20 protein-coding genes and 2 tRNA genes are annotated in these 22,756 nt (G+C 41.4%); 1 reads left to right on the top strand and 21 read right to left on the bottom strand.

Annotation, left to right across the window (positions count from 1 at the left end; translation table 11 throughout):
* Nucleotides 1–44 precede the first annotated feature (44 nt).
* From WJP93_RS07955 to WJP93_RS07880, 16 genes are all read right to left on the bottom strand, one after another.
* Nucleotides 45–128, bottom strand: a tRNA-Leu gene (locus tag WJP93_RS07955).
* Between the two features lie 40 nt (nucleotides 129–168).
* Nucleotides 169–251, bottom strand: a tRNA-Leu gene (locus WJP93_RS07950).
* Nucleotides 252–501: 250 nt separating this feature from the next.
* The gene (locus tag WJP93_RS07945; RefSeq protein ID WP_337547656.1) at nucleotides 502–1,350 is read right to left on the bottom strand and encodes an undecaprenyl-diphosphate phosphatase; all 849 of its coding nucleotides are present in this window, start codon (nucleotides 1,348–1,350) and stop codon (nucleotides 502–504) included.
* A 30-nt stretch (nucleotides 1,351–1,380) separates the two neighbouring features.
* Nucleotides 1,381–2,058 (bottom strand): uracil-DNA glycosylase, encoded by a 678-nt coding sequence (locus WJP93_RS07940; RefSeq protein WP_337547655.1) that lies wholly within the window; start codon nucleotides 2,056–2,058, stop codon nucleotides 1,381–1,383.
* A 71-nt stretch (nucleotides 2,059–2,129) separates the two neighbouring features.
* Nucleotides 2,130–2,891 (bottom strand): imidazole glycerol phosphate synthase subunit HisF, encoded by a 762-nt coding sequence (gene hisF / locus WJP93_RS07935; protein WP_337547654.1) that lies wholly within the window; start codon nucleotides 2,889–2,891, stop codon nucleotides 2,130–2,132.
* The gene (gene hisH / locus WJP93_RS07930) at nucleotides 2,891–3,508 is read right to left on the bottom strand and encodes an imidazole glycerol phosphate synthase subunit HisH (RefSeq protein WP_337547652.1); all 618 of its coding nucleotides are present in this window, start codon (nucleotides 3,506–3,508) and stop codon (nucleotides 2,891–2,893) included. Before hisH ends, hisF begins: the two co-directional genes overlap by 1 nt.
* A 52-nt stretch (nucleotides 3,509–3,560) precedes the next feature.
* The gene (locus WJP93_RS07925) at nucleotides 3,561–4,064 is read right to left on the bottom strand and encodes a hypothetical protein (protein WP_337547651.1); all 504 of its coding nucleotides are present in this window, start codon (nucleotides 4,062–4,064) and stop codon (nucleotides 3,561–3,563) included.
* Nucleotides 4,042–5,583 carry a HAMP domain-containing sensor histidine kinase gene (locus tag WJP93_RS07920; protein WP_308732026.1) on the bottom strand — a complete coding sequence of 514 codons (1,542 nt, stop codon included), beginning with the start codon at nucleotides 5,581–5,583 and terminating at the stop codon, nucleotides 4,042–4,044. Before WJP93_RS07920 ends, WJP93_RS07925 begins: the two co-directional genes overlap by 23 nt.
* Complete coding sequence (locus tag WJP93_RS07915) at nucleotides 5,580–6,254, bottom strand: response regulator transcription factor (protein ID WP_118614423.1); 675 nt, start codon at nucleotides 6,252–6,254, stop codon at nucleotides 5,580–5,582. Before WJP93_RS07915 ends, WJP93_RS07920 begins: the two co-directional genes overlap by 4 nt.
* A gap of 145 nt (nucleotides 6,255–6,399) precedes the next feature.
* Nucleotides 6,400–7,263 (bottom strand): 5-dehydro-4-deoxy-D-glucuronate isomerase, encoded by an 864-nt coding sequence (kduI, locus tag WJP93_RS07910; RefSeq protein WP_227101325.1) that lies wholly within the window; start codon nucleotides 7,261–7,263, stop codon nucleotides 6,400–6,402.
* Nucleotides 7,264–7,321: 58 nt separating this feature from the next.
* The gene (typA, locus tag WJP93_RS07905) at nucleotides 7,322–9,157 is read right to left on the bottom strand and encodes a translational GTPase TypA (RefSeq protein ID WP_066563500.1); all 1,836 of its coding nucleotides are present in this window, start codon (nucleotides 9,155–9,157) and stop codon (nucleotides 7,322–7,324) included.
* 158 nt (nucleotides 9,158–9,315) lie between these two features.
* On the bottom strand, nucleotides 9,316–10,248 hold the full coding sequence (locus WJP93_RS07900; RefSeq protein ID WP_337547649.1) for an SPFH domain-containing protein: 933 nt from the start codon (nucleotides 10,246–10,248) through the stop codon (nucleotides 9,316–9,318).
* 38 nt (nucleotides 10,249–10,286) lie between these two features.
* The gene (locus tag WJP93_RS07895) at nucleotides 10,287–10,754 is read right to left on the bottom strand and encodes an NfeD family protein (RefSeq protein ID WP_337547648.1); all 468 of its coding nucleotides are present in this window, start codon (nucleotides 10,752–10,754) and stop codon (nucleotides 10,287–10,289) included.
* A gap of 102 nt (nucleotides 10,755–10,856) precedes the next feature.
* The gene (locus WJP93_RS07890; RefSeq protein ID WP_227101310.1) at nucleotides 10,857–11,777 is read right to left on the bottom strand and encodes an ATP-binding protein; all 921 of its coding nucleotides are present in this window, start codon (nucleotides 11,775–11,777) and stop codon (nucleotides 10,857–10,859) included.
* A 26-nt stretch (nucleotides 11,778–11,803) separates the two neighbouring features.
* Nucleotides 11,804–12,520 (bottom strand): LytTR family DNA-binding domain-containing protein, encoded by a 717-nt coding sequence (locus WJP93_RS07885; RefSeq protein ID WP_227101309.1) that lies wholly within the window; start codon nucleotides 12,518–12,520, stop codon nucleotides 11,804–11,806.
* On the bottom strand, nucleotides 12,520–13,182 hold the full coding sequence (locus WJP93_RS07880; protein ID WP_227101307.1) for a YigZ family protein: 663 nt from the start codon (nucleotides 13,180–13,182) through the stop codon (nucleotides 12,520–12,522). Before WJP93_RS07880 ends, WJP93_RS07885 begins: the two co-directional genes overlap by 1 nt.
* Before the next feature lie 228 nt (nucleotides 13,183–13,410).
* Between WJP93_RS07880 and WJP93_RS07875 the strand changes: the two genes are divergently transcribed.
* Nucleotides 13,411–15,984 carry a transglycosylase domain-containing protein gene (locus tag WJP93_RS07875; protein ID WP_337547647.1) on the top strand — a complete coding sequence of 858 codons (2,574 nt, stop codon included), beginning with the start codon at nucleotides 13,411–13,413 and terminating at the stop codon, nucleotides 15,982–15,984.
* A gap of 118 nt (nucleotides 15,985–16,102) precedes the next feature.
* Here the strand turns inward: WJP93_RS07875 and WJP93_RS07870 are convergent, their stop codons facing one another.
* From WJP93_RS07870 to WJP93_RS07850, 5 genes are all read right to left on the bottom strand, one after another.
* Complete coding sequence (locus WJP93_RS07870; RefSeq protein WP_337547646.1) at nucleotides 16,103–19,855, bottom strand: phosphoribosylformylglycinamidine synthase; 3,753 nt, start codon at nucleotides 19,853–19,855, stop codon at nucleotides 16,103–16,105.
* 227 nt (nucleotides 19,856–20,082) lie between these two features.
* Nucleotides 20,083–20,439: a 50S ribosomal protein L20 gene (gene rplT / locus WJP93_RS07865; protein ID WP_066563479.1), complete on the bottom strand. Its 357-nt coding sequence runs from the start codon at nucleotides 20,437–20,439 to the stop codon at nucleotides 20,083–20,085.
* An 81-nt stretch (nucleotides 20,440–20,520) separates the two neighbouring features.
* The gene (gene rpmI / locus WJP93_RS07860; RefSeq protein ID WP_227101302.1) at nucleotides 20,521–20,718 is read right to left on the bottom strand and encodes a 50S ribosomal protein L35; all 198 of its coding nucleotides are present in this window, start codon (nucleotides 20,716–20,718) and stop codon (nucleotides 20,521–20,523) included.
* Between the two features lie 19 nt (nucleotides 20,719–20,737).
* Entirely contained in the window at nucleotides 20,738–21,235 is a 498-nt protein-coding gene (infC, locus tag WJP93_RS07855; RefSeq protein ID WP_066563474.1) for a translation initiation factor IF-3, read from the bottom strand.
* A gap of 355 nt (nucleotides 21,236–21,590) precedes the next feature.
* The gene (locus tag WJP93_RS07850) at nucleotides 21,591–22,613 is read right to left on the bottom strand and encodes an IS30 family transposase (RefSeq protein WP_066556584.1); all 1,023 of its coding nucleotides are present in this window, start codon (nucleotides 22,611–22,613) and stop codon (nucleotides 21,591–21,593) included.
* Nucleotides 22,614–22,756 lie beyond the last annotated feature (143 nt).

The following is a 22,756-nucleotide window of genomic DNA, read 5'->3' as shown; positions in this document are numbered from 1 at the left end:
CATGCAAAAAAGAGAAGACTCTCATCTTCTCTCTTGGCTTGTAATGCAGTTGAGGGGACTTGAACCCCTACCCAAGTACATGGACATGAACCTGAATCATGCGCGTATGCCAATTCCGCCACAACTGCATATTCAATTTTGTTTTTCTAATGATATGCATTAGAAAAATGCAGTTGACGGGACTTGAACCCGTACGAGCTAGGCTCACAAGATCCTTAGTCTTGCGCGTATGCCAATTCCGCCACAACTGCATATTTTGTTTTTGTCTGTTGAGCAACTTCGTTTGTTGTTTCTTTGTTTTCTCTGTTGCTCACCTGACGATATATATATTATCACATGGGCAATGATTTGTCAACACTTTTTTCAAAAAAAATCAAAAAACTTTTTGTAGGTGCCTTTTTGTGTCTCAAAACTAAAAAATACTCCCAAAAAGCAACCAATAGTTTACTTTGTGGGAGTATTCGTGTTTTTTCGTTCTTTTGTTACAATCTCCTGTGTCAATTACAGGCCAACTGCAAAACCAACAATTAAAACAATAATACCAAGTGCTATACGATAAAGCGCAAAGCTGTTGAAATTGTGACGCTTGATATACTGCATTAAAAACTTAATTACAATCATAGAAACGCCATAAGAAACAACCATTGCCAGCAAAACAACAAAGAACTGCTCTGCTGAAAAACCGCCGCCCTTTACAAGGAACTTAACAAGCTTCAGACCGCTGGCACCAAACATAACAGGAATTGCCAGATAGAAGGTATACTCTGCTGCAATAAAGCGGGAACATCCAAACAGCATACCGCCGATAATCGTGATTCCTGAACGAGAAGTTCCCGGGATCAATGCCAATAACTGGAATACACCTATAATAAATGCTGTCTTATAGCTAAGCTGTGTAAACTTTACAATTGATGGACGAACCTTTTGATTTCTCATCTCGATTGCAATAAATGCAATTCCGACTACAATAAGCATAATTGCTACTACAAGCCAATTCATCAGGTATTTATCAATAAGATCATTGAACAATATACCAATCACACCAGCAGGGATACAGCCAATAATTACCTTCTTCCACAGTTCGATAGTATTGTGCTTCTGCTCTTTTGTCTTTCTGGCCGAAAATGGATTCAGCTTATAAAAGAACACCGTGACAACCGCTAGGATCGCACCAAGCTGTATAACAACATCAAACATTTCTGTAAATTCAGCAGTAAACACCTCTGGTGCACTCGTCTTCCAAAAGGCATCTACCAAAATCAGATGTCCGGTACTGCTGACAGGAAGCCACTCGGTAATTCCCTCTACAATGCCAAGAAAAATGACTCTCAGCCACTCAATAATATTCATTTTTTAATTTTCCTTTCTGTTATTCCCTCTTTACATACGATTTTCAATTTGCCAGTCAATTGGTTCAAGACCATTTTCTTTTAAGTACTCATTTGTACGGCTAAATGGTCTGCTTCCAAAAAATCCTCGGTATGCAGACAGCGGACTCGGATGCGCTGATTCAAGGATCAGATGCTTTGAATTGTAAATCATCGGCTTTTTTGACTGTGCCGGTCTGCCCCACAAAATAAACACCATCGGGCGATCCTGTCTGGCAAGTGCTTCAATAGCAGCATCTGTAAACTGCTCCCAACCAATCCCCTTATGTGAGAACGCCTGATGTGCGCGGACTGTTAAAAGAGTATTTAACATCAAAACACCCTGCTTTGCCCATTTTACCAGATATCCATTGTCTGGAATATAACAGCCTAAGTCTTCGTGCAGTTCTTTATAAATGTTGACCAGAGAAGGCGGAATTTCTACGCCCGGCTTTACAGAGAAAGACAAACCATGTGCCTGACCTGGCTCATGATACGGATCCTGTCCGAGAATGACTACCTTTACTTTGGAGAGCGGTGTTAAATTAAACGCAGTAAAGATCTCATCGGATGGCGGATACACCACATGTGTGGTATACTCTTCAACTACTTTTTTATAGAGACTGGCATAATATGGCTTTTTGAATTCTGGACTGAGAGGTCCTAGCCAGTCATTTGCGATTGCTCCCATTCTGTTCTCCTCTTGCTATTTTCTTACTTTAATACCTACAAACGTCTTTTCAGTTCAAAACCCTAATATCATCAAATACGTACACTGATTCCGCGTTCTTTCAGATACTGCTTTAAATCTGCAATCTCAAGCTCCTTATAATGGAACAAACTTGCCGCAAGCGCAGCATCTGCCTTTCCATCTGTGAGCGCCTGATAAAAATGTTCCTTCGTTCCTGCACCACCAGATGCAATGACTGGAACACTAACTGCCTCTGATACTTGTCTTGTCAGCGCAATGTCGTAGCCTGTCTTCATACCGTCGCAGTCCATACTTGTTAGAAGAATTTCTCCTGCACCCATTCTTACAGCCTTTGCTGCCCACTCTACTGCATCAAGTCCAGTATCAATACGGCCTCCGTTTTTATAAACATTCCATCCGCTGCCATCTGCTCTTTTTTTTGCATCAATCGCCACAACTACACACTGACTTCCAAATTTATCAGCTGCATCACTTATAAGCTGCGGTGTATTGATAGCAGATGAATTGATTGATATTTTATCTGCGCCCTCACGAAGAAGCATACGAAAATCCTCTACTGTACGGATTCCGCCGCCTACAGTAAATGGAATAAATACCTTCTGTGCTACCCTGCGCACCATATCAACCACAATGTTTCTGGAATCACTTGACGCTGTAATATCAAGAAATACCAGCTCATCTGCACCTAGCGCATCATAAGCTGCCGCTATCTCAACTGGATCTCCGGCATCCTTTAAATTCACAAAATTAACACCCTTTACAACTCGTCCGTTATGTACGTCCAGGCAAGGAATAATTCGCTTTGTAAACATTAGCCTTCCCTCCTTTGCGCCAAGAAATTTTTAAGAATCGCAAGCCCTGTTTTTGAACTCTTCTCTGGGTGAAACTGACATGCAAAAACATTTTCTTTTTCTACCGATGCGTGGATAGTAACACCATATTCTGTTGTTGCTGCTACGATTTTTGGGTCTTTGGCCTGCAGATAATACGAATGCACAAAATACACATAAGGTTCCTTTTCCAGTCCCTTAAATAATGACGCTCCCTCGCGTACATTCAGGGAGTTCCATCCCATATGTGGAATTTTAAGACCCGGACCTTCTGGAATGCGCACAATCTTTCCCTTAAGAATACCAAGACCAGCTACGCCTGGTGTCTCCTCACTGCTCTCAAAAAGAAGTTGCAGACCCAGACAGATACCTAAAAATGGAATTTTTCTGTTTATTGCCTCATGGATAACATCAATTAATCCAAACTTATTTAAGTTTTCCATCGCATCTCCAAATGATCCCACTCCCGGCAAGATAATATGATCTGCCTGAAGAATCACCTCAGGATCTCTTGTCAAAACAGGTGTCTCTCCCATTGACAGAAGTGCCTTTTCTACACTTTTAATGTTTCCTGCATCATAATCAATAATCGCTATCAACGTGCCACCCCCTGATTCATGTGTTTAAAAACAGCTTGATTATATCATATGATTATTCATGTGACAACTGTTCTGCTATTTCTTTTACAAATTGGATGCAATTTTCCTTCACACCAATACCTCTGCCATTTAAATCGGCCGGCACCTGATACAGCATCGGATGTACACGAATCAGCGTTGCCTTCTGATGCATGGACAGCACTTTCTCAAATGGCCAGCGCATAACCATCGGATCAGCAAAGCCCTCACCAAGCTCTAAAATCGTAAGTTCATGCGTCAATGAGCAGCTAAGCCAGTTCATATAGGCTTCCCACTGCTTTTCTTGTCCTTCCACCTTCGGTGCTGCCGTCAAAAACTTAGAAATTCGCCCATCTAACAGCTTTTGATCCGTATTTGAGGTAATTACAAAACAATTTCTTCCTTTTGCCAGCTTTGCCAGCGTATCATATGCCTCGTCAATTTGTTTTTCATTATCCTCTTTCACTGACAGCTGCGTGCCGATTCCGATTAACAGCATTTCACTGTTTATTATCTTATTCCATACTTCCTGTGTCATTCTCATTCTCCTGTACATCTGTTTCTTCTTTTGGCGCTTTTTTTAAGCAAAACCAGAATGCAACGCCTTCTGCTGTATTATATACACCAAACGGCTGCTTATGAGCATCCATAATGGCTTTTACAATAGAAAGACCGATACCGCTTCCTCCATATTCTCTTGTTCTTGCTTTATCGACCTTATAAAACTTGATCCATACCTTATCAAGGGAATCTTCTGGAATAGGATCGCCCGTATTGGCTACCGTTATCTTTACAGTATCCTCTTGTTCCTCTAGCGTCACACAAATACGCATGTCTCCATTTACATGGTTCATTGCATTGCTTATATAATTAGTACAAACCTCCTCAATTTTAAATTCATCACCAATCACCATACAGGAAGCAGGATACTGTTTTATCACCTTAATTTCCTTCTTTTGCATTTCCAGTGCACTTGAATTGAGAAGTGTTGTAAGCATCTCACAAATATCAAATGGTTCTTCTGTGAGTGCATCCTGTCCAAATTCAAGATGATTGAGTGTAAGAAGCTTTCGCACCATGCGGTTCATTTTTTTTGCTTCATCGACAATTACATCACAATAAAAAGCACGGCTTTCTGGATCGTCACTGATTCCTTCCTGAAGACCTTCCGCATAACCCTGGATCAATGCAATTGGCGTCTTTAACTCATGCGAAACATTTGACAAAAATTCTTTTCGCACTTCGTCAATCTGGATTTTTTCATCAATATCCTTTTTTAACTGTTCATTTGCTGTCTGCAGCTGATTAATTGTACTCTCTAACTGCTCTGACATTGAGTTCATGCTGTTTCCCAAAAGACCAATTTCATTATTCAGATCGCCCGTATATTTGCTCGTAAAATCAAGATTTGCCATATGATCTGCAATCTCAGCAAGCTGCAGAAGCGGTCTTGTCAGACGATTAGATATCACACTGATGACAATAAGTGCAAGCAGCATTCCTCCTAAGCAGGTGAACATGAAAAATTGATTGGAAATCTGTGCACTGTCCTGCACAGCTTCTAACGGCGTAGACATTAAAAAGAAGGTTCCATTGCTCAAAGAACCATAACAGTCCATATAGGAGGTTCCTTCAATAGGATCATAATATTTTAAAATTTTATATCGTTCCCCTTGCTTTAATGTTGTGACTGTGTCCATGCGGTCCCATACCAAAATATACTGCATAAGACGATGACGAAGTTCGCTCGCCTGCATGTTAGATACACAGTTTGCACTCACTTCATCTAGTGACCAGTCTGATGTTGTCTGAATAAAAGAAATATTATCTGCATCACGCATGCTAATCAAAACTGCGCTGACTTTACTATCATTTTCACTTTTATTATTAGTCAGCTGATCAAGCTTTTGATAATAATGAACAACCTTTTCCTGCTTCTTCTGATAATAAAAATCCTTCAGCAGTCCGTTATTTAACCCTATACACAACACCATTGTCAATGTAAGAATTGCAACAAAGGCAGTCATAATCTGTGTTCTTATGGATGATTTCATCATTCTACCTCAAATTTGTAGCCCATGCCCCAGATGGTATGAATATATTCGCCCTTCTCACCCATCTTGCTTCTTAATTTCTTTACGTGAGTATCAATTGTTCTGGCATCGCCAAAATAATCATAATTCCAAACATTATTTAAAATTTTTTCTCTTGACAGTGCCAATCCTCTGTTTTCCATAAAATACGTCAAAAGTTCAAATTCTTTGAAACTAAGCTCAATTTCCTTGCCATCTATTGTTACCTGATGTGCTGCTTTATCTATCACTATTCCGCCGCACTCTAACTTGCTTGATTTTACCTGATTGCTTCTCTTTAATACAGCTCCGACTCTTGCCACTAAAATCTTAGGACTGAATGGCTTGCTTATATACTCATCTACACCAAGATCAAAGCCATGCAGCTCATCCTGTTCCTCACCCTTTGCAGTCAGCATAATAACAGGTACCTGTGAATATTCGCGGATTGTCTTTAACACCTGCCAGCCATTCATCTTTGGCATCATAACATCAAGAAGGATTACTGCAATATCCTTATTCTGGAAAAAAATCTCTACTGCTTCCTCTCCATCTCCAGCCTCGATGACTTCATAGCCGTCTCTTGTCAAAAAGTCACTTACAAGCTTTCTCATTCTGCTCTCATCATCTACTACCAATACTTTTATCTTTTCCATTGCGTATTCCATCCTTTCTTTTCTTTGTCAGCATAATTCGCGTTTGTAAATATTTTATCAAATAAATATGGCAAAGATGTGAACAAAACTGCATGAACAAAAAAAACCGCCCCGGCAAATGCCGGAGCGGAAAATAATGTCTTGATTACATGATATCCTGATTTGCAATACCGTCCATATCATCGAAATCCTGATTCTCGCCAACCATACCCCAGATAAATGTGTATGCCTGAGAACCTGAACCACTGTGAATAGACCAACTTGGAGAAATAACAGCTTCCTCGTTTCTCATAACGATATGACGAGTCTCCTGCGGTTCTCCCATGTAATGCATAACAAATGCATCTTCTGGAATATCAAAGTACAGATAAACCTCCATACGTCTGTCATGTGTATGACATGGCATTGTGTTCCATACGCTGCCTGGCTCAAGCTTTGTCATACCCATTTCAAGCTGACAGCTCTCTACCTGACCTGGAAGGATATACTTGCAGATTGTACGATGATTTGAAAGCTCAAGTGAACCAAGCTCTACCTTGTTCTCATCCTTAACGATGACAACACCTTCCTCTGGTGTACCCTCTGGCTTGATTAAAACAGTTGGGCAGGTACGATGTGCCGGAGCACTGTTTAAATAGAATTTTGCCGGATTAGAAGCATCAGCACTCTCGAATACGATCTTCTGTGTTCCCATTCCGATGTACATACCTTCCTTATAGTCAACGGTATATACCTTTCCATCAACAGTGATAGTTCCCTTGCCGCCGATGTTAATTACACCAAGCTCTCTTCTCTCACAGAAGTACTTTGCACGAAGCTCATCTCCTGCGGTCAGCTCAAGTGCACTCTCTGCCGGTGTTGCACTTCCTGTGATAATACGATCGATATGACTATATACCAGCTTGATTTCGCCTGGTACAAACAGTCCCTGAATCAGAAATTCCTCTCTGAGTCTCTGTGTGGTATAAGTCTTGACATCTCTTGGACTTACAGCAGTTCTTAACTCCATAAAAATCCTCCTTTGCTGCACGGCGCATACGCGCCGCACACATTTTTTATTTATATGCTTACTGCTGCTTACGCAGTGCTGCACGTTTACGAAGTGTTGGATCAAGAATCTTCTTTCTGATACGAAGGTTCTTTGGTGTTACCTCAAGTAACTCATCAGTATCAATGAAATCCATACACTGCTCAAGGCTCATCACCTTCTTTGGAACAAGGCGAAGTGCATCATCAGAACCTGAAGAACGAGTGTTGGACAAATGCTTTGTCTTGCAGACATTAACTTCTACGTCCTCTGCCTTACCAGTCTGACCAACAACCATACCAGAGTAAACCTTCTCACCAGGTCCAATAAACAATACACCTCTTTCCTGTGCATTGTAAAGACCATAAGTGATACTCTCGCCATCCTCAAATGCAATAATAGAACCCTGCTTACGATACTGGATATCGCCCTTGTACTCCTCATAACCATCAAAGATAGTATTGATGATACCATTTCCCTTTGTATCAGTCATGAATTCACCTCTGAATCCAATCAGACCTCTTGATGGGATAGAAAACTCCAGTCTTGTATAGCCGCCCTGTGTTGTTCCCATTCCGTGAAGTTCACCCTTACGGCTGGAAAGCTTCTGGATAACAGTACCGGAAAACTCCTCTGGAACATCAATATAAACAAGCTCCATTGGCTCTAAAAGACGATTTCTCTCATCTCTCTTTGTTAAAACCTCTGCCTTGCTGACTGCAAACTCGTATCCCTCACGGCGCATGTTCTCAACAAGAACTGAAAGATGAAGCTCACCTCTTCCGGATACCTTAAAGCTATCCATGTTCTCAGTCTCCTCAACGCGCAGGGAAACGTCTGTATTCAGCTCGCGGAACAGTCTTTCTCTTAAATGTCTTGAAGTAACAAACTTTCCTTCCTGACCAGCAAGAGGACTATCATTTACCATAAAGTTCATTGCGATAGTCGGCTCAGAAATCTTCTGGAACGGAATCGCTACTGGATTCTCCGGTGAACAAATCGTATCACCGATATGAATATCGCTAATACCAGAAATTGCAACAATAGAACCGATATCAGCACGCTGTACCTCTACCTTATTCAGACCATCAAACTCATACAGCTTACTGATTTTTACGCGGCGCTTCATACTCGGATCATGATGATTTACAATAACACAGTCCTGATTTACCTTTACAAAACCATTGTCAACCTTACCAACACCAATACGACCTACATATTCATTATAATCGATGGTGCTGATCAAAACCTGAGTCGGTGCCTCTGGATCACCTTCCGGTGCCGGAATATGCTCAATAATGGTTTCAAACAATGGAACCATATTCTCTCTAGGATCATCTAAATTTCTAACTGCAAAGCCAGCCTTTGCAGATGCATACAAGAATGGACAGTCTAACTGCTCATCACTTGCATCAAGATCCATCAAAAGCTCTAATACTTCATCTACAACTTCCGCCGGTCTTGCCTCCGGACGGTCAATCTTATTGATACATACAATAACAGACAGGTCAAGCTCAAGTGCCTTGCTTAAAACGAACTTTGTCTGCGGCATTGGTCCCTCAAATGCGTCAACAACAAGAATAACACCATTTACCATTTTCAGTACACGCTCTACCTCGCCACCGAAATCCGCATGTCCTGGTGTATCGATGATGTTGATCTTGCAGTCTTTATAAGTAACTGCAGTATTCTTGGACAGGATAGTGATGCCTCTTTCTCTTTCGATATCATTAGAGTCCATGACACGCTCCTGAACTTCCTGATTCTCACGAAATACTCCGCTTTGCTTTAACAGCTCATCTACCAGTGTCGTTTTACCGTGGTCAACATGCGCAATAATCGCTACGTTTCTTACTGTCTCTCTCTTTGTTTTCATATAGAAAAAACTCCTCTTAATGCTAAAAACTTAATTCAGTTACACAAATCCCCCCCAAACCAGCATCTGTCTTTTTAAACTTTTCATCAGCAAAAGAGAGCTGCCGGTTGGCAACTCTCTTATTGTAGCACAGATAATATTCATTTTGCAAGTAGTTTTCAAGATTCTGGTGCATCCTTTTGCACAGTTTCAGAAAGTGCAGTCAATGTTCCTGCAATCGAAGCCAGATTTGACGGCACAATGATCTTTGTTGCTTTACCGTCAGCTGCCTTCTCAAAAGCCTCCATACTCTTAATCTGAAGAACGGCTGCATCAGCCTTTGCTTCCTTAATATAAGCAATTCCATCAGCCTTCGCCTGAGAAACGCGGCGAATTGCCTCTGCTTCACCTTCTGCCTCACGAAGCATTGCCTCTTTCTTTGCCTCTGCACGAAGAATTGCTGCCTGCTTTTCAGCCTCTGCATCAAGGATTGCAGACTGCTTTTCACCTTCTGCACTAAGGATCGCTGCACGCTTGTCACGCTCTGCCTTTGCCTGCTTTTCCATAGAATTTTGGATGTCAGACGGCGGTGCGATATTCTTAAGCTCAACACGGTTTACCTTAATTCCCCACGGATCTGTTGCCTCATCAAGACTGCTTCTCATCTTAGTATTGATTGTCTCGCGAGAGGTCAGTGTCTCATCAAGCTCCATTTCACCAATAATATTTCTCAATGTGGTTGCTGTCAGATTTTCAATTGCCATCAGCGGATTTTCTACACCATACGCATAAAGCTTCGGATCTGTAATCTGATAAAATACAACTGTATCAATAAGCATTGTAACATTATCTTTTGTAATAACCGGCTGAGGATCAAAATCTACAACCTGTTCCTTTAAAATAACGTTTCTTGCAACGTGATCAACAAATGGCATCTTGATATGAACACCAACTGACCATGTAGTAAGATAACCGCCAAGACGCTCTACGATAACAGCATGTGCCTGTGGCACAATGCGGATACATGAACCAATGATACATAAAATAACAATAACAATAATAACGCCTGCAATAAATTGAGGACTTAGAATAGATGCTGCTAACATACTCATACACTCCTTTTCTCTTAAATGATATACTGCTTATTCTTTTAACTGTTTTCCTGTGCTGTCCTTGACTGCTCAATCTTTGCAACGATCAGTTTGACACCCCGTATGCCTGTGACAACAACACGGCTGCCTGCTTCGATGATTTCATCATCCTTCTCGGCAGCTGCTGTCCACTCCTGACCACGAATTACAGCTTTTCCAAAGCCTTCCTGATTATGTATTCGAGCCGTAACCGTCGCATAATCTCCAATTAAACTATCGACATTTGTCTTGACCGTCTTTGTCTGAAGAAAGCGTCCAGCAATGGGACGAACCAAAATCAATAACAGCATCGACACAGCTAAAAAAACAATAAGCTGAATTTCTAACGATGTCGAAAACAGTGAAGTAATAAATGCTGCAACGGCACCGACAGCAAACCAAATGGTTACAAGCTGAAATGTTGCCATCTCAATCGCTGTCAATACGATAAATACGATGAGCCAAACATAAACTTCGATACTGTCCACATCTAATCCTCCTTTCATCTTCGTTTTTCTTATGCTACCACAAAAATGATTAGTATTTTTCCGACTGTCATTTTTGCCAGATATTTTTGTAACCCTTAAATTTTAAATCACATGATAAATCATCACTCTTAGTGTAAATACATGCTCGTCCCACATTGTTTCAACATTTCCGTCTGCATGCTCTAAAAGCTCATGCATGATGCGAAGCCCCATTCCATGCTCCTGTGGATTTTCTTTGCGGCTTATAAGGCGCCCATCCTGTGCTTTAAAAATGGTGCCATCATAGCGATTTTTAATTTCAATAAAAAGATTTTTTCGCTCAACCTTCATAAAAATCTTCACAAGACGTTCCTTCTCACTAACTCTGTCGCATGCCTCAATTGCATTGTCAAGCGCATTTCCAAGAACACCGCATAATACAGAATCCGCCACCTCCATTTCTCTTGGAATGGAAATAGATTCCTCCACTTCAATCTTCTTTTCTCTTGCCACGGCCTTTTCAAAGTCAAGCACCGCATCTACAGTTCTATTTCCTGTTGTTGATGAGTGCGGTGTCATAAGGCTCTGCTCCTCATTCAAGCGGCAGATTAAAGAATCGAAATCTCCTTTTTTGGCAAGCATCAAAAGCTCCATATTGCGGTTTTTTCGCTCATGGCGCTCCTTTCGCATTGTTTCCTGAAAATGAGAAAGAGCCTCATACTGCTTTGCATAGTACTGAAGCTGACGGCTCGTCATATATTCCCTTCGCCTCGTCTTTTCCTTCCATGCTTCTTCCTTTTGAAACGCAAAAATTGTCTCGAACAGCAAAATAATCGCAGCAACCGCTGCGCTAAATAAGCTTAGAACTCCTTTTGTACGAATCAGAATCAAACAGCACGTATTTAACACACACCATAAAAGGAAATGCGGCAAAAGGCAGCGCCAAGTTTTTTTCTGTTCTTCTTTTTTCAAAACTGCAAGATATTGTGATGTCGTATATAATGCAAAAAAATTGATCAATAATACAAGCAATAAATCTGTCATGTTTCGATCCCTCTCAATGTTTGTTCTTACTCAGAACCCCATTCCCAGAAGCGGCTGCGCACATTAGCGCGGTGTGCCTCACTTATACTTAAAATCGTGCCATCTCTAAGTGCAAGCTTTTCATACTGAAAGGCCTCAACGTGCTCCATATTCACAAGATACGCCTTGTGAATCCGTACAAAATCTGCACTGATTGCTAAAAGTTCTTCCTCTGCCTCATCAAGCTTATGATAATACTCGTATTCTCCACGCACAGTATGAACAATTACCTTTCGCTTGTTGCTTTCCAGATATACAATATCTCGGCAAAGAAGATTCACCACGTTTTTTCCAAAACGAATCGTAAACAGCTCTCTGTGAAAACGGCTGATTCGCTCAAACGCCTTATCTAACACATTCTCAAGTTCCTCTTGCTTTAATGGTTTTGACAAAAAACGAAATGGCTCTGCCTCAAACAGCTGTCGCATATACTGGTCATAACCTGAAACATATATAATAAGTGTCTGGTATGAGCGCTCACGAAGCTTTTTTCCAAGTTCGATTCCATCCATTTTTCGCATCTCAATATCAAGAAACAATATTTCAAAGCCTGCACCGTTTTCAATTTCTTCTAAAAGTTCCTCCGCAGATGCAAATGTTTCAGCCTGCAGCTCCACTCGCTTTTTTTTTGCATAAGCCATTACAAGACTTCTAAGCTGCTCGGCAAATGGCAGTTCATCATCACACATTGCACATGTTATCATTACACTTCCTCCTCAAACAAAAGAAGTTCTTTTCCATTCTTAGCGTAGTACCCATAATCTTCGATCTCTGTCTTAGCACTGCCCTGAAAGCTCTCAAGAAGCTGCTTTTCCATGGATGCGCGTTCAGTAAGAGGTACAAGAAAGCGCACACTTACATCCTCTGCATATTCGCTTTCTAATTGGCTGTAGCCTCGCTGTCCCAACAGATAAAGAAGTGTTCCTATCTGGTTATATGTCACCTTTACTAAAAACTGTACAGCTGGAATTTTTTCAATAACCTCACTTGCTTCAACGCCAGCCTTTGCCGCCGCCGTATAAGCGCGCACCAGGCCGCCCGTTCCCAAAAGAGTACCTCCAAAATAGCGCGTGACAACAACAACCGTATCGCAAAGACCTGCACCCGTCAGCACATCAAGCATTGGCTTTCCTGCTGTCTGTGAAGGTTCACCGTCATCACTGCAGCGCTTTAGCTCCTGTTTTTTTCCGATGCAGTATGCATAGCAATTATGTCTTGCATCCCAATATTTTTTGCGGATCGTCTCAATATAGGCAAGTGCCTCCTCCTCTGACTCCACATGCTCTAAGTTTGCAATAAACCGTGATTTTTTCTCTACAATTTCTGCTGTATCTCCAACATAAACTGTCTTGTAGGCCTCTGACATTTTATTCACCTTATTCCTTTATACTTTTATTTCCATATATTAAAAGCATTTTCTTATTTTTCTCTGCTGCAAAATGCTTTGTAGCTAGTGTATCTTATTTTGCAGCTTCTGTAAAGGTTTGCTTTTTTTCTGGTATTTTTCTCTATTTTTTGATATACTAAAGAATAAATGTCAGTCCATGCTTAGAAAGCGTTTATGCATGAATTTGACGGAAAGGCACTTATCTTTATGATTTTTAATAATGATGCAATAAAAAAGGAGCTGTCAGGTCTTCTTGATACATCAAGGCAGGCCAGACGACACCATCTTATTTTTCTTTTAAAAATAGCACTGGCAATGTTTCTAATTCTTTGCTTCGTCGGCTTTGCTATCGGAATTGGATTTGTCCGCGGAGCAATTGATGCTGCTCCCTCTCTCGATATACTTGATGTACAGCCACAAGGATATGCTTCTCAAATTTACGACGCAGACGGCAATCTAATGCAGACACTTGTCATGGAAGGCAGCAACCGCGAAGAAGTCAGCTTTGACCAGCTTCCTGATGATCTTGTAAACGCTTTTATCGCAATTGAGGACAGCCGCTTTTATGAACATAACGGAATTGATTTAAAAGGAATTTTGCGTGCTGCTTATGTCGGTATTACAAATGGACGATTTTCTGAAGGTGCCAGCACAATCACTCAACAGCTTATTAAAAATAATGTGCTTCAGGGCGGCTACGAGACAAGCATGGCTGACAAACTGCGCCGCAAAATTCAGGAACAATTTCTTGCAGTAAAATTAGAAGATCAGCTAGACAGCAAAGAAACTATTCTTGAATACTATCTTAATACAATTAATCTTGGCGGCAACTGTCTTGGTGTACAGACAGCTGCTCACCGCTATTTTGGCAAAAATGTATGGGAATTAACATTATCTGAATGCACTGTTTTGGCTGCCACCACATCAAACCCATCACGCTATAATCCGCTTACACATCCAAAGGAAAATGCAGTGCGCCGAAAGATCGTTCTTGAAAAAATGTATGAGCAAAATTTTATCACTTATGATCAGAAAAACGATGCACTTGATGATGATGTGTACAGCCGCATTCAGACAGTTGACAATGCCACTTCAGGCAGTACGGTCTTTTCTTATTTTACAGATGCTGTATATAATCAAGTTTGTGATGATCTGCAGTCAAAGCTTGGCTATTCTGCCTCACAATCTTATAAACTTCTCTACAGCGGCGGCCTGCAGATTTATTCAACAATGGATCCGTCCATTCAGGCTATTGTCGATGAAGAGATCAACAATGCTGACAATTACATCTCTTCAACAGGAAGCAGGCTTTTAGAATATTCACTTAATTATGCGCTTACTGTATGCCATGCAGACGGTTCTGAAAGCACCTATACAGAAAATGATCTGATAAGCTATTTTCAGTCAGAAAAAAAACAGGCAACGTTTGCAAATATTTATGCTTCAAAAGAAGATATTTATCGCTCTGTCCGTGAATTTAAAGCATCACTGCTTATTTCTGGTGACTCAGTTACAAACGAAACCATTACTCCTATTCTCGAACCGCAGGAATCTGTCGTTGTCATGAATCAGTCAAATGGTCAGGTTGCTGCCATATCCGGCGGCCGCGGTGAAAAAGAAGGAAGCCTCACCTTAAATCGTGCTCTGCACTGCCACAGGCAGCCAGGTTCTGCTTCAATGATAATCAGCACATTTGCACCTGCTATCGACTCGTGTGGTGCCACTCTTGCCTCCACATATTATGACGCTCCTTATTCATCCGGAAATCAGCAGGTCTTAAACTGGTGGGAAAATCCGTATCTTGGCTACAACAATATACGTCAGGCTATCACATATTCCATGAATGTCATTGGTGCCAGATGCCTGACTTCTCTTGTATCTGATTCTACTGCCTATGATTATTTAGAGCTTTTTGGTTTAGTCGATGCTAACGTGTTTGAATCTTCAGCCTCTCTTGCCTCCGCAAGCCAGTCATATACTGTCACAAACGAAATGCTTACTGCTGCCTTTGCTTCCATTGCAAATGATGGAATTTACCAAAAGCCAACCTACTACACCAAAGTTTTAGACCGCCAGGGTAATATCCTTCTTGAAAGTGTTCCTTCTCAGACAAGAATTATCAAAAGTTCCTCTGCTGCTCTTTTAACAAATGCAATGGAGGATGTGGTTTCATCTGATTCCTCTTATTACTATCAATACGGAATCACACCAACTGGTAAACTTTGTCAAATTGATTCAATGACACTTGCTGGAAAGTCTGGAACAACGACAAGCGGAAGCGACGTATGGTTCATAGGCTACTCTCCTTACTACACCTGCGGCATATGGTCTGGATATGATGACTCAAAAGTACTTTCAAACGGAACTGAATACCACAAAACAATATGGCAGAAAATTATGGCTCGCATTCATACTGATCTTGATAATAAAGATTTCGTCTTTACAGATGAATTAGAATCTGCAAAGATCTGCAGCAAGTCAGGTCTTCTTGCAGTTGACGGCGTATGCAATAGCAGTTCAAGCAACGCTTGTGTATACACAGAATATTTTGCACCTGGCACAGCACCAACAAGCTATTGTGACCGCCACTATGCACTTCGTATCTGCACAGAATCAGGCAAAAGCGCAACAAAATACTGCCCCGGTGATTCAGTCGTGCAGCGCGTTTATCTTCATATCGATGACAATGATCTTTCAAGCGGCACTACGACAGACTCAGATTATCTGGCACCATCGAACCTTCAAAGCTGCGACATTCATACGGGAGATTCTACCCGGTAAGTTTACAAGCGGGCTCCGGTGAAATTTTTGTCGGCGCCTATTTGCTTTAAACATATGAAAACGGCCATACCATTTTAGGTATGACCGTTTTTTTATACTTTTAATAAAGCCGCCAAAATTACTTAAAGTACTTAACACCTGACTCAAACAGCTTCAGATCCTGCTCACCATAGATGTTGATTGCTACAGAATCTCCGATACGCTCTGAATGTGCCATCTTTCCATATACACGTCCATCTGGGCTTGTGATACCTTCGATTGCTGCATAGGAACCGTTCATATTCCACTCTTCGTCCTGTGCAAGATTGCCATTGTAATCAACATACTGAGTTGCAACCTGTCCATTTGCAAACAGCTTATCAAGCCACTCCTTGCTTGCTACGAAACGTCCCTCGCCGTGAGAAACCGGGTTGCAGTAAACACCGCCGAGTGTTGCCTGTGCCAGCCATGGAGACTTATTGGATACTACCTTTAAGTATGCCATCTTGGAAACATGACGTCCAATGGTGTTTGTTGTCAGTGTCGGAGAATCAGACAGCTGGCTGTCAATAATCTCACCATACGGAACAAGTCCTAACTTTACAAGTGTCTGGAAGCCGTTACAGATACCAAGTACAAGACCATCTCTGTTGTTTAACAGATCCATAACTGCTTCTTTGAGCTTCTCGTTTCTAAATGCTGTTGCAAAGAACTTTGCAGAACCATCTGGCTCATCACCTGCTGAGAATCCGCCTGGGAACATGATGATCTGAGACTCGCGGATTGCCTTTGTAAAGATATCAACAGACTCACGAATTTCTTCTGCTGTCTGGTTGCGAACAACCTTAACAATAGCCTCTGCGCCTGCGCGCTCAAATGCCTTTGCACTGTCATACTCACAGTTTGTTCCTGGGAATACCGGAATAAATACCTTTGGCTTTGCAACCTTATTCTTGCATACATAGATTGAATCTGCCTTGTAGATACCTGTATCAACCTTTGGCTGTGTCTTTCCAGATACAGACGGGAATACCTTCTCAAGAGTAGACTTCCAGCTCTTTACAGCCTCATCCATGGAAATTACAATTTCACCGTAAGTGAAGGTTGGCTCTGCACTTACTTCACCAATAACCTCACATGGAACCTCTAAATCTGCGATGCATTCTGCCGGAACTTCTGCAAGAATATTTCCGTATAATGGAGCAAAGAGGAGATTCTTATCAAGCTGTGCATTGATAACTGCACCAAGGCCATTACCAAATGCCATCTTGCTTACTGCCTCTGCGATACCGCCTGTGCCAATTGCATATGAGGATACGATCTGACCATTACGAACAGCCTCGTGAATCTGACCGTACAGTTTCTTCACCTGCTCATAATTTGGAAGGTCATATTCATCCTTCTCAATAGCAAACAGAACAAGCTTATTTCCTGCCTTCTTAAATTCTGGTGTTACAACATCATTTTCAGATGCCACATCAACTGCAAAGGAAACAAGTGTTGGCGGTACATTTAACTCATCAAAACTTCCTGACATGGAATCCTTTCCACCAATTGACGGAAGACCAAATCCCATCTGTGCTGCATATGCACCAAGCAATGAAGCAAACGGAAGTCCCCATGTATGAGAATCCTCTGACATTCTGCGGAAGTACTCCTGGAATGTCATACGAATCTTACTGTAGTCACCGCCGGCTGCCGTAATTTTAGCAATAGACTCTGTTACGGCATAAACAGCACCATGATATGGACTCCATGAGGACAGATATGGATTAAAACCATAGCTCATCATGGTAACAGCATCAGTATTTCCCTTTGCTACAGGAACCTTTGCTACCATTGTCTGAACCTCAGTCAGCTGATTCTTTCCACCATACGGCATTACAACGCTTCCTGCACCGATGGAGCTGTCGAACATCTCAACAAGACCCTTCTGTGAGCAAACATTTAAATCAGCAAGCATAGAAAGCCATTTTTCCTTTACATCAGTAACTTCCTTTGATGCGAAGAAGCTTTCTTCCTTCTTTGGCATACTTACAGTAACATCTGTCTCCTGATGAGCACCGTTTGTATCAAGGAATGCACGGCTAATATTAACAATTTCTTTTCCTCTCCAGCGAAGAACAAGTCTAGGATCCTCACTCACAACTGCAACCTTTGTTGCCTCCAGATTCTCCTCAGCTGCATAAGCTAAAAACTGGTCTGCATCCTTTGGATCTACTACAACTGCCATACGTTCCTGAGACTCAGAAATCGCAATCTCTGTGCCGTCAAGACCTGCATACTTCTTTGGAACCTTATCAAGCTCAACAACAAGACCGTCTGCCAGCTCTCCAATTGCTACAGATACACCGCCGGCACCAAAGTCGTTACATTTCTTAATCAGATGGCTGACTTCCTCACGACGGAATAGTCTCTGTAACTTTCTCTCAGTCGGTGCATTACCCTTTTGAACCTCTGCACCACATGTTTCGATAGAAGACTGTGTGTGAGCCTTAGAAGAACCAGTTGCACCACCGCAGCCATCTCTTCCTGTACGTCCGCCAAGCAGAATAATGATATCGCCTGGATCAGAATTTTTACGGATTACTGCACGTCTTGGAGCTGCACCCATAACAGCACCGATCTCCATACGCTTTGCCACATAATTTGGATGATAAATTTCCTTTACATAACCAGTTGCAAGACCAATCTGATTTCCATAAGAGCTATAACCAGCAGCTGCTGTACGAACAAGCTTCTTCTGAGGAAGTTTTCCAGGAAGTGTCTCAGAAAGCGGACGTGTCGGGTCTGCAGCACCAGTCACACGCATCGCCTGATAAACATAGGTACGACCTGACAGCGGGTCACGGATTGCACCGCCAAGACATGTTGCAGCGCCTCCAAATGGCTCAATCTCAGTAGGATGGTTATGTGTCTCATTCTTAAAGTTGATCAGCCACTCTTCTTCCTTGCCGTCTACCTTAATAGGTACTACGATAGAACATGCATTGATCTCATCACTTTCTTCCTGATCCTGAAGCTTTCCCTGCTTCTTCAACTGACGCATACCCATAAGAGCCAGATCCATCAGACTGATAAATTTGTCATTTCTGCCTTCAAACAATGTTTTATGAGCAGTCTCATACTCACCGTATGTCTTCTCGATTACCGGACGATAATATCCTTCCTCAAATGTAACGTTCTTTAACTCTGTCTGGAAGGTTGTATGACGGCAATGATCAGACCAGTATGTATCAAGTACACGAATTTCAGTCATGGACGGATCACGCTTTTCCTCATCGTGAAAATACTTCTGGATGTGAAGGAAATCCTTAAAGGTCATAGCAAGACCAAAGGAATCATAGAGCGCCTTCAGATCCTTCTCATTCATCTTGGAAAAGCCTTCCAGAATTTTTACATCTTCTGGCTCTGGATGTACCATGTTCAGTGTCTGCGGAATTTCCTCCGATGCTTCTCTTGAATCAACTGGGTTAATACAGTGATTCTTCAGCTTAGCAACTTCCTCACTTGTAAGTGCACCGCTGATCACATATGTGGTTGCTGAACGGATAATCGGCTGTTCATCTTCCTTTAACAGCTTTACACACTGCTCTGCCGAGTCTGCTCTCTGATCAAACTGTCCCGGAAGATACTCTACTGAAAAAATAATATCATCCTTCTCGTGAGGGAAGGTGCCCTCATAAAGATCATCGACCGGCGGCTCCGAAAAAATAGTTCCCTTACTCTTTTCATAAGTCTCATCCGAAAGGTTTTCAACATCATAACGGATCAGCACACGCACCTTCTTGGCATCGTGAATGTCAAGATAGCTGCTCATCTCTTCCATAAGCTCCTGTGCTTTTACTGCATAAGGTTCCTTCTTCTCCGCGAAGATTCTTCTGACGCTCATATCATTCTCCTTTGATTTGTAATTACCCTTCACAAAACGCGTGAATTGTAAGTATATTCAATAGAAGTATATCATAGCTTTGGATTTGAAATCAACCTTTCATATTCCACAAATAATATAAAAAAACGAGCGAAAAGTAAGTAATTTTCACAAAAGCATCACAAAAAGGGAGAGCCAAAGCTCTCCCTGAATTTTTATACACAATATGCGGTTTGATCAACTGCTAATTAAGCAAGCTTGCTCTTTGCAGTCTCAGCCAGCTTTGCAAATCCAGCTGGATCATTAACAGCCATATCAGCCAGAATCTTTCTGTCTAACTGGATGTCAGCGCTCTTTAAACCATACATAAACTTGCTGTAAGACAGACCGTTCATTCTAGCTGCTGCGTTGATACGGGTGATCCACAGCTGTCTGAACTGTCTCTTTCTCTGCTTTCTTCCTGCGTAAGAGCTTGTTAATGCTCTCATAACAGACTGCTTTGCTACTCTATACTGCTTAGATCTGGCTCCTCTGTAACCCTTTGCCAGCTTTAACACTTTGTTGTGCTTTCTCTTAGCGTTCATACCGCCTTTAATTCTTGCCATATCTATCTCCTCCTAAACGATGAGGATTCTCGCGAATCCTGTGCAGAAATGTTTCCCAAACTTACTTATAAAATCACAAAATTATAAATAAGGTAAAATCTTCTTCATGTTCTTTACGTTGGTACTATCTGTCATAGTAGCCTTTCTAAGATTTCTCTTTCTCTTAGTAGACTTCTTTGTTAAGATATGGCTCTTGTATGCCTTCATTCTCTTTAACTCGCCTGTACCTGTTTTCTTAAAACGCTTTGCAGCTGCTCTGCTTGTTTTTACCTTTGGCATTATAATTTCCTCCTGTCAATCACTTGATATTTTTTGCCAATACCAGACTCATGCTCTTACCCTCTAACTTCGGCGGTTTCTCAACCGATGCGATATCCTTGAGGTTTTCAGCAAAGTCATCCAGTATATGTTTGGAAGCACCCATATGGGCCATCTCTCTGCCGCGGAAACGTAAGGTAACTTTTACCTTATCGCCCTTTTCCAGGAACTTTCGCGCATTGTTCACCTTTGTATTCAGATCATTTGTATCGATGTTCGGAGACAATCTCAGTTCCTTTACTTCAATGACTTTCTGCTTCTTCTTGGCTTCCTTTTCTCTTCTGGCCTGCTCATAACGGAACTTGCCATAATCAACAATCTTGCATACCGGCGGCTTAGCCGTTGGTGCAATCTTTACCAAATCTAAACCGGCATCCTTTGCCAGCTTCATGGCATCTCTGGAGGACATAATTCCAAGCTGCTGTCCTTCCTCACCAATTACCCGGACTTCTTTGTCACGGATCTGCTCATTAATCATTAAACTGCTAATTGTTTTGTACCCCCATCGAAAAATGTTGTGAACTGCTTTACGCAAAAAAATGATGGACCGCGACGATCCACCATTAAGATACACAAATATGCAAAATACGATATGTGAACTTAAATATCAACCCGAGACGCCTTTGCGCTAAGGTGAGAGTGAATCCTCTGCTTTCCTGTTTATTGACAACACTAGCAGTATACCGCACTTTTTATCAGTTGTCAAGTGTTTTTTCGGCTTTTTTATTTTTTTGGGTGTTGTCAATAGTAATGCGAAAGATTTTTCAAAAAAATTTTCTAAGTGTAACATGTAAATTACTCTTAGAATGTATTTAAAATTTTCTGTTGTGTCACTAAGCTAAATTTGCAAGCTCTGCCTCAAACAGTTCCTTCGATGTTTTGAATTTAAAGAGTCTTCGAGGATAATTATTGATCCAGTTTTCAATGTACACAATATCATCAGCCGTTCGATCATCAAAATCAACGCCCTTCGGAATATGTCGTCTGATCAGCTTGTTAATGTTTTCATTTGTTCCACGCTCCCAGCTGGAATACGCGTGGCAGTAATAAAGTGCTGTTCTTTTTTCAGCACGCAGACAAGAACGCTCCAATCCAACAGTATCAGAAAACTCAACACCATTATCGACTGTAATCGACTTAAACACAGTCGAAAATAATTTTCCCCACTTTTCTTCCAACATATCCAAAGACGCGACTACAGAAGCTGCTCCCTGATCTGGCATCTTGATTACAATTTCATTTCTCGTTTTACGTTCTGATAAAACGAGTAAGCAGGACTTTGTGACACCGCGCTTTCCTTTAACAGTGTCCATTTCCCAGTGACCGAATTCTTCTCGCGTCATAATTTCTTCTGGCCTTTTCTCAATACTTACACCTGCGCTCGCCCGTTTCTGAACAGGTTTCTGTTTTTCCTTCTTTTTAGCTTTTCCTTTTACTGGAAGATGTGCATTCGTCAATTTCAAAAAAATTCCATCATCAATATAGCGATACAGAGTTCGCACACTAATACACATTTGTTCTCCCTCTTGCTGTAACGCATTTAATGCGGCTTCTGGGCTATATTTTTCATCCAGTATTTTCTTCTCTAGCTTTTCAATATACTTAATATCATTTTTTATTTTTAATGGACGACCTTTTCCGGTTATATACCAATCATGTGCCTGCTGGCCCAAATCACTACTATAACGTTCCTCTTCTGTATAATCAGAGTTACGGTGCATATATTTACCACGATTATACTCACGATATATCGTTGCTTGATGTACATGCAACTGGTTTGCGATTTCTTTCACACTATGTCCTGCATTTAACAATGCTTCCATTTTAATCCGATCTGAATGAGTAAGTCTTGCCATGATTTCACCGTTCCTTTTTGAAAATTCGTTTCGCTTTCGCAAATTAACGTGTTAACATCATCATAGCAAACTTTCATTCTTTTTTCAAGCCTCTGTTTACTGTTTTCAGCACTAAACAGGGGAATCTGCAATTCCCCTACGCT

The sequence above is a fragment of the Anthropogastromicrobium sp. genome, from assembly GCF_037349415.1.
Classification (GTDB): Bacteria; Bacillota; Clostridia; order Lachnospirales; family Lachnospiraceae; genus Anthropogastromicrobium; species Anthropogastromicrobium aceti.
Note: the sequence above shows the minus strand (reverse complement) of the source record. Positions and strands in the feature narration are given on the sequence as shown.